17 protein-coding genes are annotated in these 16,956 nt (G+C 45.8%); 8 read left to right on the forward strand and 9 right to left on the reverse strand.

Features of this window, described 5'->3' with window-relative positions; all coding sequences use genetic code 11:
* The first annotated feature begins 16 nt into the window (after positions 1–16).
* On the forward strand, positions 17–646 hold the full coding sequence (locus tag ACYTXU_RS09620) for an alpha/beta fold hydrolase (protein WP_462206498.1): 630 nt from the start codon (positions 17–19) through the stop codon (positions 644–646).
* Between the two features lie 9 nt (positions 647–655).
* Here the strand turns inward: ACYTXU_RS09620 and ACYTXU_RS09625 are convergent, their stop codons facing one another.
* Entirely contained in the window at positions 656–1,036 is a 381-nt protein-coding gene (locus tag ACYTXU_RS09625; protein WP_462206499.1) for a diacylglycerol kinase, read from the reverse strand.
* Positions 1,037–1,121: 85 nt separating this feature from the next.
* Here ACYTXU_RS09625 and ACYTXU_RS09630 point away from each other — a divergent pair, with 85 nt between their 5' ends.
* Complete coding sequence (locus ACYTXU_RS09630) at positions 1,122–1,532, forward strand: hypothetical protein (protein ID WP_462206500.1); 411 nt, start codon at positions 1,122–1,124, stop codon at positions 1,530–1,532.
* Here ACYTXU_RS09630 and bioD read toward each other — a convergent pair.
* Entirely contained in the window at positions 1,506–2,207 is a 702-nt protein-coding gene (bioD, locus tag ACYTXU_RS09635; protein WP_462206502.1) for a dethiobiotin synthase, read from the reverse strand. The genes ACYTXU_RS09630 and bioD overlap by 27 nt on opposite strands.
* 121 nt (positions 2,208–2,328) lie before the next feature.
* Here bioD and ACYTXU_RS09640 point away from each other — a divergent pair, with 121 nt between their 5' ends.
* Positions 2,329–3,033, forward strand: coding sequence for a hypothetical protein (locus ACYTXU_RS09640; protein ID WP_462206503.1), 705 nt, complete (start codon positions 2,329–2,331; stop codon positions 3,031–3,033).
* A gap of 29 nt (positions 3,034–3,062) precedes the next feature.
* Here the strand turns inward: ACYTXU_RS09640 and bioC are convergent, their stop codons facing one another.
* Genes bioC through bioB form a run of 4 tightly spaced genes read right to left on the reverse strand, consistent with a single transcriptional unit; the run spans position 3,063 to position 6,988 of the window.
* Positions 3,063–3,920: a malonyl-ACP O-methyltransferase BioC gene (gene bioC, locus ACYTXU_RS09645; RefSeq protein ID WP_462206505.1), complete on the reverse strand. Its 858-nt coding sequence runs from the start codon at positions 3,918–3,920 to the stop codon at positions 3,063–3,065.
* On the reverse strand, positions 3,913–4,689 hold the full coding sequence (gene bioH / locus ACYTXU_RS09650) for a pimeloyl-ACP methyl ester esterase BioH (protein WP_462206506.1): 777 nt from the start codon (positions 4,687–4,689) through the stop codon (positions 3,913–3,915). Before bioH ends, bioC begins: the two co-directional genes overlap by 8 nt.
* Positions 4,686–5,870, reverse strand: coding sequence for an 8-amino-7-oxononanoate synthase (gene bioF / locus ACYTXU_RS09655; RefSeq protein ID WP_462206507.1), 1,185 nt, complete (start codon positions 5,868–5,870; stop codon positions 4,686–4,688). Before bioF ends, bioH begins: the two co-directional genes overlap by 4 nt.
* Before the next feature lie 23 nt (positions 5,871–5,893).
* Entirely contained in the window at positions 5,894–6,988 is a 1,095-nt protein-coding gene (gene bioB, locus ACYTXU_RS09660; protein ID WP_462206508.1) for a biotin synthase BioB, read from the reverse strand.
* Between the two features lie 107 nt (positions 6,989–7,095).
* Between bioB and ACYTXU_RS09665 the strand changes: the two genes are divergently transcribed.
* The 4 genes from ACYTXU_RS09665 (at position 7,096) to ACYTXU_RS09680 (ending at position 10,491) form a co-directional block, all read left to right on the forward strand.
* On the forward strand, positions 7,096–7,803 hold the full coding sequence (locus tag ACYTXU_RS09665; RefSeq protein WP_462206509.1) for a ComF family protein: 708 nt from the start codon (positions 7,096–7,098) through the stop codon (positions 7,801–7,803).
* 140 nt (positions 7,804–7,943) lie between these two features.
* A complete protein-coding gene (locus ACYTXU_RS09670) occupies positions 7,944–8,498 on the forward strand; it encodes a cytochrome b/b6 domain-containing protein (protein ID WP_462206510.1) in 555 nt (184 codons plus the stop codon).
* A gap of 100 nt (positions 8,499–8,598) precedes the next feature.
* Positions 8,599–9,030, forward strand: a complete 432-nt coding sequence (locus tag ACYTXU_RS09675; protein WP_462206511.1) for a BLUF domain-containing protein — start codon at positions 8,599–8,601, stop codon at positions 9,028–9,030.
* 132 nt (positions 9,031–9,162) lie between these two features.
* Positions 9,163–10,491 carry an MATE family efflux transporter gene (locus ACYTXU_RS09680; RefSeq protein WP_462206512.1) on the forward strand — a complete coding sequence of 443 codons (1,329 nt, stop codon included), beginning with the start codon at positions 9,163–9,165 and terminating at the stop codon, positions 10,489–10,491.
* Between the two features lie 29 nt (positions 10,492–10,520).
* Here ACYTXU_RS09680 and ACYTXU_RS09685 read toward each other — a convergent pair whose 3' ends face one another.
* Positions 10,521–10,994, reverse strand: coding sequence for a GNAT family N-acetyltransferase (locus ACYTXU_RS09685; protein ID WP_462206513.1), 474 nt, complete (start codon positions 10,992–10,994; stop codon positions 10,521–10,523).
* A gap of 144 nt (positions 10,995–11,138) precedes the next feature.
* Here ACYTXU_RS09685 and ACYTXU_RS09690 point away from each other — a divergent pair, with 144 nt between their 5' ends.
* Complete coding sequence (locus ACYTXU_RS09690; RefSeq protein ID WP_462206514.1) at positions 11,139–11,675, forward strand: hypothetical protein; 537 nt, start codon at positions 11,139–11,141, stop codon at positions 11,673–11,675.
* A gap of 149 nt (positions 11,676–11,824) precedes the next feature.
* Here ACYTXU_RS09690 and ACYTXU_RS09695 read toward each other — a convergent pair whose 3' ends face one another.
* Positions 11,825–14,269: a zinc-dependent metalloprotease gene (locus ACYTXU_RS09695; RefSeq protein WP_462206515.1), complete on the reverse strand. Its 2,445-nt coding sequence runs from the start codon at positions 14,267–14,269 to the stop codon at positions 11,825–11,827.
* Between the two features lie 42 nt (positions 14,270–14,311).
* Complete coding sequence (locus tag ACYTXU_RS09700) at positions 14,312–16,846, reverse strand: M14 family metallopeptidase (protein WP_462206516.1); 2,535 nt, start codon at positions 16,844–16,846, stop codon at positions 14,312–14,314.
* Positions 16,847–16,956 lie beyond the last annotated feature (110 nt).

Here is a 16,956-nt window from a genome sequence, read left to right on the forward strand (position 1 = left end):
CTCAAATAGGAAAAGCATGACTCACCCCAAAGCTTCCAAAACAAAACAGACTACCAAAGCCGTCTTTATATTTGCCCATGGCGCGGGAGCAGACTCCAGCTCAGAGTTTATGCAAAGCATGGCTAACCTCATCAGCCATGCTCAAATAGAAGTCGTGCTGTTTGATTTTCCCTACATGCTGAAGCGCCAGCAAACTGGGAAGAAGTCACCACCGGATCGAATGCCTAAGCTGATCGATTCCTATAAGCAACAGATTACAGAGCATGCAAAAGGCCACAAAGTCTTTATTGGCGGCAAATCGATGGGGGGACGTGTGGCCAGCATGATTGCAGATGAAGAGCAGGTTGATGGCTTGATCTGTATGGGTTATCCGTTTCACCCGCCGGGCAAACCTGAAAACCTCAGAACCGATCATCTCAAAGACCTTCAAACGCCTACATTAATTCTACAGGGAACCCGCGACCCTTTTGGTAAACCTGAAGAGGTATCGGCTTATGAGTTATCCTCGAAGATTAATGTTAACTGGCTGGAGGATGGCAACCATAGTTTAGAAACCTTAAAGCGCTCGGAGATAACCACTGAGCAAAGCTGGCAAACAGCCGCACAGATGGCACAGGACTTTATATTAGCCCGACTCAAACAATAGCGAAGAGTTTTAAGAGAAGAAGTTAAAGTAGCAGATCGTCCCCCAGACAATTCCAGTGAAGAGTAGAGCGATGAAGACCAAGGCTGAGCCGATATCTTTAGCGCGTCCAGAGAGTGGATGTTGCTCTGGCCCAATGCGATCAACCACCGCCTCAATCGCTGAATTAGCTAACTCGGCCATGAGAACAACGCCTAGCGTTAATAGCATAATAGCGATTTCGCCTGTTGTGCCGCCTAAAACAAAAGCCAAAGGTATCAAAATCACTGCAAGCGCTAATTCTTGACGGAAAGCAGCTTCACTAAGCCAAGCCCCTTTTAGTCCCTGCCAGGAATATTTTGTTGCATCAAGAATCCGTGGAATGCCTGTCTTACCGGGTTTCATTAGTGACATTGTGACTGACTTAATAAATTGGGCTTATGTATTGATACTACTGTATGCTAATCTTTTGAGCAAACTGACAAATTTTGGCAACTCTATGAAAATCAAATACTTAAAATACCTGTCAATTCTATTTTTTGCACCATTAATGGCCTGTTCCGAAGTTAATAGCGACGACAATTCAATGACTTCCGATAAGCCAGATACCGATTACCTTCAGCAAATTGAGAATGCGATTGCTGATAAAAGCTGCAGCAATAATACTGATTGTGGCTTGGTAGAAGTGGGCGCAAAGCCCTGTGGAGGTCCTGAAACTTATGAAGCTTATTCAAAACCCAATGTTGATGAAGAAAAGCTTCATGCGTTAGCAAGCGCTTACAAAAAAGAGCGCCAGGATTACTTTAAAGAAAATCAGATCATGGGCATTTGTGTAGTCACTCCGAAGCCAAACGTTGGCTGTGTGAATAACCAGTGCGTTGCGTCAGAGCAAAGTCTGCAAGTCCAGTAGTTCGCTCGCTTTATCAATATCAGCGTCTTGTTGCTCTGATCCTTTTTGATGCGGAATAACTCCCAGGCAAGGCGCTGATATATTCTTCTTAAGCCAATCAAGGTTCTGCTCACTGCGGTTCATCTCACCAAACACAAAGTTGGCTACCCAGCCCCGTAACTTAAGCCCGCGACGCTCGATATCCCTAACGGTCAGCATGGCATGGTTTAAACAACCTAACTTCATACCCACCACTAAAATCACGTCCAGCCCTTTCTGTTCAACCCAATCGGCATAGGTTTCTGTGTCATTAAGAGGCGTTAACCAGCCTCCAGCTCCTTCGACTAGCAGGTATTCACTGTCTCGAAACTGAGCCAGGCGATTAAGCTCGGCAATGGATAACTCAACACCAGCTTCTGCTGCCGCAATATGAGGTGCGATAGCCGGTTCAAAGCATAATGGATTCACTTCTGAGTAGCTTAATTGTGCAAATCCGGGGCATTTACGGGATAAATCAAGGATTTTTTGGCCATCTTCATTGACCCATTGGTTACTTTGTAGCTCCGCTCCAGACGCCATGGGTTTTAGACCAGTCACCTGCTTATCGCAATGCAACAATGCATTGATAAGCAGTTGAGTTATAAAGGTTTTTCCGACCTCAGTATCAGTGCCGGCAATGAATAATTTTTCTTTCATATTGTCCAATCTGTTACCCCTCGCACACTACAACGGCTCAGGATTACGCTATAATTTGATACAAAGTTGCTACATAAAAGCGTAGCATATAAACATAGTCCACATTTATTGGTGACTTAATTTGGCTGGCGACAACACTATCATACTCACTTTGGCTATTATAGCCCTTGTTGTGCTTCTGGTTGCAGTAGTGACTGCTGCACTGAAACACGCATTGGTTAGACAGCTTGAATCTAAAAATCAGGAACTGAAAACAGTTCTTGAAGAAAATACTCGTAATATCGCCGGTAAAGCTCAACGCATTAAAGAGCTTGAATCCACCCATACAGATCTCAAAAATTCTCTGCAAAGTTTGTCTGAGCGAAATACTACGCTTACTCAAGAGCATCGCGAACTTAGGGGCAAATACAAGCAAGTGCAAAGTTCCTACGAGGAAGCCCAACAAAACTATCTCAATGCATTGCAATCCATTGCTGACACCAAGCGAGAACTTGATGACGAAATGGACCAGCTTCGAGAGGAATGCGACACACGAGTACGCACTATTCGACAAGACGCTCTCGATGAGAAAGAACGCTTTAAAGAAAGCCTCGGCTCAGAATTCGAGCATCTTAAAAAGAGCCACAAGCGATTGGTTCAGGCGAATGCTACCCTAAGTCGTAATATCGATAATTTACGCGATGAACGTGATTTCTATCGCACCGAATTCGAAACCCTTCGTGACTTCCTGCATGAAGCACAAAAGAAAAACGTCAAGCAAACTCTGGAAGAAAAACAGGAAGAACTGAAAGAAAAAATTGTTAACTTTGAAAACAAAAAAAACTAACTCACTCTTTCAGCACAAACCTGTAACTCTTAGCCTATTTCAACTGCGTAATCATGATAGCCCATCGCTGGGCTAACTTCGGTTCCAAAGGCATGGCCATAAACCAGTTCATACGTTGCTGGCAGTTGGCCATCTTCCATCCTGAACTGCTGATACTCTTGCTCAAGTTTTCGTAACTGACGTGGACTGGTTAAGCCATGATTGCGGCTTGAGTCGATGTTATGAGCACCAATATTTTTTAAATCACGCATCAACTCAACGGCTTTGTTATAACCGATCACTACTGGCTCACTATCTACCACCGGATCAGAAAGGCGTGCGCTTAACATAGCATCACCCACATGATGCATATCGATAAAGTTATTGACGTGCTGATAATCGTTCACTGCTGCCCAGCTTTGCTTTAACTCATATAAAGTGTCAGGCCCTAAGGTAGTAAACAGCAATAACCCCTCTGGTTTTAAAATCCGATTCAATTCCTGAAATAATTGCGGTAGTTCATCAATCCACTGAAAAGTAAGATTGGAAAATACAAAATCAAAGCTATCACTTTCAAAAGGCATGCTCAGCGCATCGGCGCACAGATACTCTTCCTGTTGCGATTGAGCATTACAATACTCAATCATGCCTTGCGCCAGATCGGCACCCGTCACTTTGGCTTCCGGATAGAGTTTGCTCAGTTGGCGGGTAAAGTAGCCTGTGCCACAACCTAAGTCTAAGATATTCCGAGGCTGCAATTTAAAATACTGAAGACGTTCCAATAACCGTTCACCGGCCACTTTCTGAAAAAAGGCCGCATCATCATAGGTTTTTGCGGCACGACTAAAGGAGCGAGCAATATCGGTCTTAGCAATCTGGTTAATCTTTTGACGCGTAGAATTACTCATGCAAAAACTCTTTTACATCATTAACGAATAAAGGCTTATGGGACAAAAAGGGAGCATGACTCGCTTTCGGATACACCTTGTGCTGACTGTGTGGAATTAATTCAGCCACCTGCTCGGCCGTTTTAGCTGGTACCAAAGAATCCAGACGACCGTAGAGGCGTAACATAGGCGCCTTGATATTGACTAAGTCATCGCGCAGATCCACTTCATTCAACAAAGCCAATCCACCACGTAGTGCTTTTCCCGCAGGTACGCCATGAATAAATACGGTATCTCTTAATCGGCGAATATCGTCTTTTTGTGTTTCGCTTCCTATCGCCTGAATCGCCAGGAAGCGAATAATGGTGCCCTGGTAATCTTCTTCCAGATAACGGCAGAAACTATCCATAATGTTCGCTTTCATAGCATGCTGCCAGTCATCCTGCTGCACAAAACGCGGATTGCTGGCCACTGTAATTAATTTGTTTATCCGATCAGGAGATTCAATCGCAATATTGGTAGCAATCAGGCCGCCTAATGACCAGCCCAGATAGTGCGCATTGTCCGGGGCTACTTTGAGCACCTGCTCGGTCAACAAACTCAGCGTGTAAGGATCGCCAGGAATCGGCGAGCGGCCAAAGCCCGGCAAATCAATCATGTGCAAGGTAAAATGCTCAGCCAGATCATCTGCCAACATTTCCCATATGCCTGAGTGCAATCCCCAGCCATGCAACAAAACCAGATCGGGACCTTGCCCTCTTGATTCAATATAAGGTTGTAACTTACTCACCAGTTGCCTCTTTCTGCATTGTGTTTAGCTTGCTTGATCTGAAGCGCTAAATGCTCCAGCAAATAATCAATATCGTCAGTGGTGTGTTCTGCGGTTAAGGTAACGCGCAGGCGCGCACTGTTTTCCGGTACCGTGGGTGGCCTGATGGCCACTAACAAAATACCCGCTTCTTTTAACGCACGACTGATGACCAGTGTTTTGTCATTGCGTCCGATTAGCACTGGCTGAATGGCTGTTTCAGAAGGCATTAATGGAATATCGTATTCACTGGCCAGCCGACGAAAATAAACGATGTTTTTTTGCAGTTGCTCGCGCCGCCATGACTCTTCCTGAATCAGTTGCAGGCTGGCTCGATTGGCCGCGGCTACTGCTGCAGGCATGGCCGTGGTGTAAATATAACTACGACCAAACTGAATCAGGCTTTCGATCAGCAACTCACTGCCAGCCACAAAAGCACCAAAACCACCCAGCGCCTTGCCCAAAGTCGCCATATAAATCTCGGCTGTCTGCTGCGCTAGATTAAAATGTTCAAGGCTACCTTTACCCTGCTCGCCCAGCACACCAAAACCATGAGCATCATCAATCATCAAAGATGCTTTATGTTTTTTGCAACTCGCAATCAGGTCAGGCAGCGGTGCAATATCGCCATCCATACTGAAAACACCATCGGTCACCACCAGACGGCTTTCCGCAGGCTGTTTCATCTGGCGCTCAAAGGATTCCAGATCAGCGTGAGCATAGCGCAACATTTTTGCTGGACTGGCCATGCCGCCATCAATTAGCGATGCATGATTTAGCTTGTCTTGGATAATCAGATCATTTTTATCAGGAAGACAGGTCAGCACACCATAGTTCGCCATATAGCCTGTCGAGAACAATAAGGCCCGCTCAACCCCTAAGAATTCAGCAACCTCTTCTTCCAACGCATGATGGTGTTCGCTGTGCCCAATAATTAAATGTGATGCACCACTGCCAACACCATATTGCTTAGCAGCTTTTTGCATCGCTTCGATTAATTTTGGATGATTAGCCAGACCAAGATAGTCATTGCTACTGAAGTTCAGATACTCGCGACCTTCAGCCTTTATGCGTACACTTTGCGCACCCTCAAGAGTTAGGCGCTGACGCAACAAATCCTGAGCTTTTCGCTGCTCAAGTCTGGCTTGCAGTTTTTGCCACATGGCAATAAATCTCTATCAGCTGTCTAGTGAGTTTTAGTTGCGTCGTAAAATAAAGGCTTAGCTGGTTGCTGCTCTTCAACTTTAGGTGTTTCTTCAGCAAGCTCTTCTTTGTCCAGCTCGCGACGCTCAGGCTCAATACCCAAGCGCTTAAATAACAACATATCCGCTTCCGCTTCTGGATTTGCGGTAGTTAATAATTTCTCGCCATAGAAGATCGAGTTAGCGCCCGCCAGATAGCATAAAGTCTGAGTTTCTTCGTTCATGTCTTCGCGACCGGCGGAAAGACGCACGTACGACTCAGGCATCATAATGCGTGCAGTAGCAATCATGCGCACAAACTCAATGGAATCAAGTTTCTCCACATCACCCAGTGGCGTGCCCTCAACCGCAACCAACATATTGATTGGAACACTTTGCGGATGCTCCGGCATATTGGCTAATTGTTGTAATAAACCATAACGATCACTGGTTTCTTCACCCATGCCAATAATGCCGCCGCTACAGACATTGATTCCGGCATCACGAACATTCTGCAAAGTATCGAGACGGTTCTTGTAGGTACGAGTGGTAATAATTTGCTGATAGTACTCAGGAGAAGTATCAAGGTTATGGTTATAGTAATCCAAACCCGCTTCGCCCAATTTCTGCGCCTGTTCATCGGTCAACATACCCAGCGTGACGCAGGTTTCCAGCCCCAGGCCTTTGACCTGACGAACCATTTCCAGCACTACGTCCAAATCTTTTTCACGTGGCGAACGCCAGGCCGCGCCCATGCAAAAACGGGTCGCACCATTTTTCTTGGCCTGTTGCGCTTTGCTGATCACTTCCTCAACCGCCATTAACTGCTCTTTGGACAAACCAGTATTGTAGTGACCTGACTGTGGGCAATAAGCGCAATCTTCCGGACAGGCGCCAGTTTTAATGCTCAATAATGTGCTGGTTTGCACCTGATTCGGATTGAAATGTTGACGATGAATGTTCTGTGCAGCGAACAGTAAGTCATTGAAAGGCTGATTATAAATCGCTTCGATTTCCGCCACAGTCCAGTCATGACGAACCTGACCGCTATTCAACTTTTCCAAACTGGTTAATGTGTGACCGTTTTTGTGATTGCTCATTGTTTTAAAAACCCTTATAGTCTATGGCTTCGCGCGCAGCAAGATTCAGGAAGAATAGCGTGAAGTTTACGGTTTCATCACTCACTGTCAACCAAATAAAGGGAATTATGGTTTACAATCTATTTTCTATCGTTCGCGAGAATACCCCGCAATTCAACGGCAACTGCTCCCTATGTGGCTTGAATGCTGAACATTCAGGCTTTTGTGAGCCCTGTTTATCAGCGGTGCAACGCCAGGGACAATACTGCCAGCAATGTGGTAACAGCCTGGGCAAGCAACCTTTTGCCGCTACTTGTGGTCAATGCCTGAAAAAACCGCCACGCTACCAGACCTTAGTCGCTGCGACTCATTATGAGTTTCCGGTCAGTCATGCCATCAGCGAAATGAAGTTCGAAAAGCAACTTCATCATATTCGCAGTTTTAGCAATTTGCTGATTGAAGAAATCCATAGTCACTATCAGGATAAAGAGCTCCCAGAAGCGATAGTGCCAATTCCACTGCATTCAAACCGCCTGCGTGAACGGGGCTTTAATCAATCACAGTTGATTGCCAAACACCTGACTCGCAAACTGCAAGTGCCGCTACTCGACCATGCACTGCTTCGCGTTAAAGACACCCCACACCAGATTGGCCTCAAAGCAATCGAACGTCGCAAAAACCTCAAGTACGCTTTTGATATCAAACAAGCCATGCCAAAGCATATCGCACTGGTCGATGACGTAGTCACCACCGGCTCCACCATTCAAGAAGCCTCAAAGCAGTGCTTAAAGCATGGCGTGGAACGCATAGATGTGTGGTGTTTAGCTAAGACCTGACTTTAATACAGACAAATGCACAATCAGTACATTTGTCTGTAACCCCTTCTTGAGCTGGATCAAGCCACCTACAGATGTCCATTGTTATATTGAACTATAGCTCCTAGATTGGAGTTACATTAATTCAATGGAGCAATCCCATGCACACAGAAACCTACTCTCGCCGCTCTCAATTAATACACTGGGGATTAGCTTTGTTTGGTATCGCAGCCTGGCTAACAGGCGAAAATGCCGATGATGGTTTTAATACCAATGGCTTTCTGTTGCACCTCTATTTAGGCCTTGCAGTGCTGGTGTTTGTTCTGACTCGCTTTGGCGTTGGCATCTTTACGCGTGGAAAACTCAGCTTTAAGGGGTGGACCATCTTTAACAAGCATCAATGGCGACTGGCCGCACAGGATATTGGACAACTAGTCCGCTTCAAACTGCCGCACAGAAAGATGCATGAAGGTATTGCCGGGCTTGCCCAATTTTCAGGCTTACTATTATTTTTATGGATGGCGGTTTCTGGAACTTTAATCTTTCTGCTACAAAACAGTGCAGCTTCCGCAGTTTTTGAGGCAGTTGAAGAAGGCCATGAAGTTGGCGAAGCACTGATCCCGCTATTTCTTATTCTGCATGTTGGTGCCGTCTTAATACACAGCTTTGCTGGCGAGCATGTCTGGAAAAATATGGTCAAAAAGGATGCTTCCTAAGTCTTCACAATCTCTTCATCTGTTCGCGATTAAGGTTTAAAGCCTATTAAGCTCACTAGCCTCATTTAAAACAACGAGGTAAAACAACGAGGAGATGATCATGCTTGTACAATTAACTTATGCCAGCCGAATTAGTAAAACGCTGGGTTCAGAGGATATCAAAAATATCCTTCAACATTCTCAAACCAACAATCAGGCCGATGGCGTTACCGGCGCATTATGCCTTTCGAACGGCATCTTTCTGCAAATTCTGGAAGGCGACCGCAATACCGTTAACCGCGTCTATCACAAAATCCTACAGGATCAGCGACATAAAGAACCAGCGATCCTTGATTATCGGGAAATTACTGCACGCCAATTCAGCGAATGGTCGATGGGACTGATTACTCGTACTGATGATAATAAGCAGCTCTTTCTAAAGTATTCGTCCGATGCCAATTTCGATCCCTACAACATGAGTGGTGAAACGCTAAGGGGCTTCTTCGATGAAGTCGTCGACAATGTTCGCTGGTTACGTAAAAGCCCAGACTAAGAATTTAAACTGCAGGGATGCAGCTTTTAAATCCAAGCCACCATCTGCTTCTATTCCAAACAAGCCCTAGCCCTTTAAGCAATACCTGATACAATGCGCATCATATAATGTTACTGCGCTCGGACATTCCTTTTGCTCAATAAAGACCGTTCACAACAAGTTCTCCAGATCTCATTGCCGATTGTCGGTGGCATGATCTCGCAGAATATTTTGAATCTGGTCGATGCCGCCATGGTCGGCACTCAAGGTAGTGCTGCGATTGCAGCGGTAGGTATCGCAGGCTTTATCAATTTTATGGCAGTGGCCTTTTTTATTGGCTTTGCCGCAGGTGTCCAGGCCATGGTTTCGCGCCGCATGGGTGAAGGTCGACAAAGCGAAGCCGCCTATCCGCTTAATGCCGCTTTATTAATCATTGGTCTAATGGCTCTGCCGACCAGTATTATTTTATTCTTTCTTGCCCCTGATATCCTGAGCTTGCTCAATAACGATCCTGAGCTATTGGAAGAAGGGACTCCTTATTTACAGGCGCGCTTTGCTGGAATTTTAGCGATTGGACTGAACTTCAGTTATCGCAGTTACTGGAGCGCCATTAAGCAAACCGGCTACTACCTGCGCACCTTGCTAGTCATGCACTCGCTGAATATTCTGCTTAATTACACTTTAATTTTCGGTAATTTTGGCATGCCCGAACTGGGTACTTTAGGCGCAGGAATCGGCACCAGTATTTCCTTGGCGCTTGGTTCCGTTTATTACCATATTTTAGCGACCAAACACACCAAGCAATTTGGTTACATGGAGCGATTAGCGGCCTGGGCAACCATAAAATCAATTTTCAGAATTTCATTTCCGTCCTCTATCCATCAATTATTCTTCGCTGGAGGCTTCACTGCTCTGTTCTGGATTATTGGTATGGTCGGGACACACCAGCTTGCTGCCGCAAACGCCATCACCAACGTCATGCTGGTGGCTATTTTGCCATGCATTGCACTGGGCATTGGTGCAGCGACTTTGGTCGGTCAGGCGCTAGGAAGGCAGGATCCAAAGGATGCCTACTTGTGGGGGTGGGATGTGGCCAAGATGGCCTTAATCTTCGCCATCAGTCTTGCGACTCTGTTCTTTATATTTACCGATCCAATCATGGGAATATTTTTGAAGGAGCAGACAGCACTTGAAATTGCCCATTGGCCATTTAAACTTTCCGCAGGCATTATCATCATTGATGCTATGGGCTTAGTATTCATGAATGCACTGAATGGCGCCGGTTATACTAAGCCACCGATGTATGTTTCCCTGTTGTCTCAATGGCTACTTTTCTTGCCGGTGGCCTGGTTGCTTGGCCCCTATTTGGGTTTTGGCTTCCTGACTATCTGGTTCGCCTACGCTGCCTACCGAGTTCTGCAAACAGGCGCTTTTATCTGGCTATGGCAACGCAGAAGTTGGGCCAATACGATTGTCGACTAAAGACTGGCTTAGTTAACAGCCACAAAACGCTATTTCAGCATTTTCGAGGCGATGTCCTGCTCATCGATACGTAAGAAGTAATAATCGTATTTAAAGTCTTTTTCAAAACCAAATTCACGATATATTTTATGTAGGCGATGATTTTCTTTGCGGGTAGTTACTTCGATCCGAATCGCATTCGTTTCTTCGCACAAATCCTTTGCCGCATTTAATAAAGCCTCTGCAGTTTGCTTGCGGCCGGTTCCACCAAACACATAGAAATCATTCAAAGTCCAAATGGGTGCAAGCCCAATACTGGAATATGACGGATACAGCTGAGCAAAACCAGTCAGCTCATTGGCCTCATAAGAAAGTAAAATCACAGAAGTCTCTTGTTCCAGCATTTGTCGCAAGAACTGCTCTATTTTTTGTGGTTCAGAGGGTTGTTTATAGCGTTGACGGTAGCTATCGAATGCAGGTACAAGCTGCTCTAAGTCTTTGATTTCACATGTCTTGATGTTCAAAGCAGTATCCTTATGCGATTTTTATCAGGTATTCAGTAAGAATTCAGTTTACAGGCGGTAAAGTTGTGATTAATGAATGTTATTGAGCCTCAAACGCCCAATATAACTTCAGTTGGTATTATAGTGAATCCTAAGGAGTTATCCATGAATAAAATGATAACCACAGCACTGATCATGACATTGGGCCTGGGTTTGTCTCAAGTTGGTTTTGCCAAAGAGCACAAAGGTCCACAATCGAATCAAGCACGTAACAATGCTGTCGAAAAGCGTCATGATTCAAACCGATTTGAACAACGTCATAATCGTGACAATCGCTTAGAGCACCGACGTGATGATCGTCGTGATGACCGCTGGCGAGATAACCACCGAGACGATCGCAGAGATAACCATCGACACAGCGACTCGCGTGGACATGATCGTCACTACGGCTCGCATGATCGCTACCGCGACAATTACCACCCAAGACCAAAGCACCCACATTATCGTGTGTACCATGATCGTTATTACCCACGATACAGAAGCTACCCAACAACGGTGTATTACTTAGGTCAGGACTGGTACTACTACGGCGGTTATTACCACCCTTACCCACGTGGCCATATCCACACTCATTATTGCCACCACCGCTACTGGGAACCGATTGCTGTAGGCATCATCTTAGGTAGTGTACTCGGCTGGTAAAGCTTTCCCCCTGACCCTGGACGCTTTTAACACACTACCCCTTAGTGTTAATGTCCCTCTCTCCTGAGTCCAGGGTCAGTTTTTTATCCATAAAAAAAGCGAGCATTGAGCTCGCTTTTTTGTTTCCTACTGACTAACCCAAGACCCAATCAAGACCCAATCGGTGAACCCGGGGGTATGGGTAGGGTTTGTGCTTCTTCCTGAGGTTCAAAATCTCCATTGAGATATTGAACAACCAAATCCTTCAGCCAGGCGTAACGGATAGAGTTGCGCTTGGCCTGAGTGGTCAGCCAGCCATCCAGCTTGCCTATTTCGTGGTGCAAGTGTGATCTGACTTCTGGAGAAGCCTTTTGTTCAGAGGCGGCGGTTAATAAATGCAAGACCGTCAGATAATCCACACGTTGCTGAATCAAGCCCTTCAATCCTGTTTGCTCAGGGCTTCGCAAAGTTGTCGTCAACAATTGAGTGACGAATTCTTCAAGACCTGGTAGCTCAGGTGTTTGCGCTTTTTGCTGTAATAAGCGGGCTAAGCGCTCCGGGGTCAACAGTAACTGCAAGGTATGTTTTGCAGAGGCTTCAGCCATAGAAATCGGATCAAGTGTTAACCCGGTGTAACCATTAAAGCTCTCACGATTTTTGTAATAACCGTAGGCCTTGGGAGGAATTACCTCTAGCACTGAGTCGGGGATCATCAACTGTTCAACAGCTAATGTTGAAAGCAAAACACCAATCGCCTGTTTTTGTAGACCTTCTTCCACCGGGCGAACTGGGCGATACGTATCGCCTTTAACGCTGTATTCATAATTAACACCAGCCACCAGCTTCACTGCCGCTTCCACTTGGTAACGGTGGAATAAGTAAAGCGGCACTAAAGTCTCGGCTAGCTCAGAATAAGGTACACCATCCGCTAAATTATTATGCCCAAACTTGTCTAAGGCAACTTTACGTACCTCTAGCACTCGTGCCAATTCTGCTGCAGGATTTTGCCCGTTATCCCAAAGATGAGCAGACGGATGAGCACCGCTGGCTGGTCTTGCATCAGGATCAGAAATAAACATCAGTCCTTTCGCGCTGGCTTCTCGAACAATGTTACGCAGTGCTTCAGCTTCCTGTTCTGGTTCCAGTTCTGGCTCAAATTCAGTGTAGCCATAACGTACTGCTTCAATATCCCACTTACCGATATCTTCAGCATAAGCATTTTTTAAACTGACTTTCTTACCGTCAACAGTATTACCGTCAACAGTATTACCGTCAAAAGTATCACCCTCAAGAGTTACCAACGGATGTGGATAATCCATGACTGAAGCACGATTGCTCGGACTTGCTGCAAAATTATGTGCAATCCCTAAAGTATGGCCCACTTCATGAGCAGACAACTGACGAATACGCGCTAAAGCCATATCCATCGCCGCTTGCTTATCACCCTCTTTGCCATAAACACCGGTCAACGCATTGGCAATCAACAAATCCTGTCTCACTCGCAAAGAACCCAAGGTCACGTGACCTTTAATAATTTCACCGGTACGCGGATCAGCCATCGCCATGCCATAAGACCAGCCACGAGTGGCACGATGCACCCATTGAATCACGTTGTAGCGCACATCCATCGGATCGGCATCTGCTGGCAGGTCACGAACTTCATAAGCACCTTCTAGACCAATCGCAGCAAAGGCCTGCTCCCACCAACGAGCGCCTTCTAACAGGGCGGTTCGAACCGGTTCAGGTGCACCCGGATCAAGGTAATAAACAATCGGCTGTATCTTGCCGTCTTTAGCACGCTCTAAACGATGACGGTAAATCAATTTCTTTTCAATCGGCTGATCAATGGGCGAGGCATAATCGGCATAGGTTAATTCAAAGAAGCCGCTTTTCGGATGGAACACTCGAGGCTGATAGTTATCATCCGGCAATGCCACGAAAGACACATGCTGGTGAACTGTAATCGCATCAGGAGTCGGCACCACCTGCTTAACATAGTTGCCTGCGCCTGAACCCTTAAAGGTTAAGACACTTTCAAACAAAGTATTCTTGGGAAAGTTTTTAACTTTGCTGGCAACAAGGGCTGAGCGACTGGAATCAACACTAAAGCTACCTTGATCCGTTGCTTTTAATCGCTCGCTGACTCCATGTAAATCACGCTGCAAAAAAGCGGTTAAATCGATCAGATAACGGCTACCTGAACGAGCATCAATTTCAAAACCATGTAACACCGAGCTGGCAAAAGCCTCATTAACCGAATTCTTTTCAGCTGGATTATCAGTATCAGCACGATAGCGAGTGTTGAGGTGTTTTAGAAAGACCTTATTGCCATAACGCTCAAACTGTACCAGGCGCGACTCACCAAGCTGACCACGGTCAAGTCCTATGTCGTTGGAGCCGATACCAAACGGCAAGCCAGTGTACATGATAAAAGGCTGCTCAAACTTACTGACCTCCAGCCAAACCTTACCTTCATTTGTACTGAGATAAATCGGCATAAAGCCATTAACACGACGACTTTTGTTTTCAATTTCAGACCAGCTTGCCGCATTGGCGGTCAACATCACCGCCAACAGACAAACTCCCCCAATCAGACCTCGAACAGCTTTTAACATGGGCTTATTTCCCTACCTGATAAAAAACGTTTAATTAAATTCTTATAGCGCCTTATTAAAATACAAACTATTGATGTAAGGCCGCATCGAGCCTAGCCAGTAACCTCGGAAGTTTGGATTATCGCTAAACATAATGATACTGCCACGCCCGAACCTTTGTGCCAAGATTGCTGGCGTATTTTTGATACGCTGCACATTGGTTTGTGACGAATACCCCGCAATCAGCGGACTTTCGGTATAAGAAGCCACCGTAACAAAATCTTTTGTTGCGGGTTTGAAGACCATGGTACCCGCTTTGGTGAAAGCTAGCTTGTCTAACTCCAGACCAAAAGCCAGCGGATGGCTATTATCTAAATCAGCTTCATAGATGGCACCGCCAATAATGTGCTCGGCACGGGCATCATCACGCTCTGAGAAGGGACGCTGCTGATTTTCTGATGCTTCCGGTTCAAGCAATTCAAAATCGACCAGTCCCTGCTCGACCAACCAAGGATTGGCACCGCGGGTGGCGACGATAGTGCCCCCTTTACGCAACCATGCCTTGATATACTCCAAGTCTTCTGGCTCAAGGGCAGGATATTGCCCACTGACCATCAGCAGATGGGTGTATTCTGATAAATCAATGCCACCCAGTTCTTCGCCATACTGCATAGAAACCGGCAGCTCAAGGCGCGTGTCCAGCAAATGCCACACTTCGCCAGCCTCATAAGAATAAACACCATCACCAATCAACAATAAAGGCTTAGGCATCTCCAGATCGCTCACATTCGGACTACCCAAGTCAGTGCCCTGTCCGCTATAGCCTGAGTCAACACCATAAACCGTTAAACCTAAATCCATCACATGAGCGTTCACCTGCTCAATCAGTGCATCTCGCTCACTATCATCCGCCGGTAATGGCACGGTAAAGGTTCCTGCCATAAATTCATGCACCTCGCCATTTACCGGTAGCCGCGATCCTTTTTCCAGTAACTTAACGTCAATATCAGCACCGAGCAATCGCGTTAATGCGGTTGCTGCGTAAAAATCCTGCCACTCAATCAATAAAGCCACCGGATTATCGCTGCCCACATATGAGCTAGCCGAAGCAAGCTCAACTGACTCAAGTGGCAAACGTTGCAACTCATCTTTATTTAAATGCTGGTAGTCTAGATTAAAGGCTAACGGGAAAGTCCAGGCAGAGACATCATAGAAAGTATTATCAGTGAACTCGGTGCGCGTTTCGAACATGGCTTTAATCAGGCCATACTGTTGCTGTTTGAAGTTCACCACATAGGAAACTTTCGCAGGCCATTCTTTGCCCGCAATTTTTCTAGGCCCTGCCAATTGCTGCACTTCAATTTGATGACTGTTTAGAATGCGCAAAAATTCTTTGATACGACCTTGATCGTTAGAGCTGAAAATCACACCTTTTTCTGAGTCTCGACTGGCTTTAGCTGGCCATTGATTGAAAAAGTCTTTTTGGTATTCAAGCAACTCATCACCTAACTCAAGTCCGGCCTGCAAGGTCGAGAAGGAAGTGGCAACCTGGTTACGAATGGAGAAGGGAAAGCTGACATCGCCATTAACCGATTCCTGCAAGTGACCGCGCGAGCTGGCCTGCTCAAATAAAATGCCAATACCGCCATTAATGTCCGGGAAAGTTGATCCCTTACCATAATAGAAGTCATCGAAACTTTCCTGACTGTAATAACGCGAGCCAATCGCATCCAACGCTTTGGCATGATAGCGTCCAATTTTTTCAGTTAACTCAAAATTTAATTCAGAAGTTAAAGGATTCTGCCGAGTGGGAACGCCTGGCTGGAAAAAGAAGGTCGAATTAGTCCCCATCTCATGGAAGTCTCCGACGATATGCGGACGCCACTCATAAAAATGCTTAACCCGCGCCTGGCTTTCTGGATGTTGCAACAACAGCCAGTCACGATTCAAATCAAACCAGTAGTGGTTAGTACGACCTCTAGGCCAGGCTTCGTTATGCTCAATCGACTCAGAGTCTGCAACCAGTTGCTTACCTTTGTAACGATTGGCCCATCCAGCAAAGCGACCCATTCCATCGGGATTAAGCATTGGATCGATCATTACAATAGTATTATTCAATAACTCCTGAATCCACTCTTCATCAGAGGCAGCAAGTCGATAAGCCACCAATAATGCCGCATTAGTGCCACTCGGTTCATTGCCATGCACTGAATAACCCAACCAGATAATGGCCGGCCCCTGATACTCAGTTAAATTTTTGCGCTGTTCTTTAATCTCATCCAGACGCGCCAAATTCTCAGGCGATGAAATATAGGCGGTGATTAGAGGACGATTTTCATGGGTGCGCCCAATTTCGGACAGATTCACACGCTCTGAGCTTTCGGCTAATGCTTTAAAGAAAGATACCGACTGGTCAGGACGAACATGCCATTCACCGACAGGATTACCGAAAACCTGATTCGGCGTTACAACATCCTGCTTAAAATCAATAGCTTGGTTAAAATAGTAGTCAAAAGAAGTATTACTTTCCTGAGGCAGAGCAGCCTGCGAAAGGCCAACAGAAGCGACAAGAAATGTGGCAAGCAATAATTGTTTCATGAGACTGAGTTTTTCGTGGTTTTCTCCATTCTATAGGTTGTAAATTTAGCTGCAAGCCCAATCATAGGTTATAATAGAACCCATCAAAGCAACATGCTAAGGCATTAAAC

This window comes from Kangiella sp. M94 (assembly GCF_054926195.1).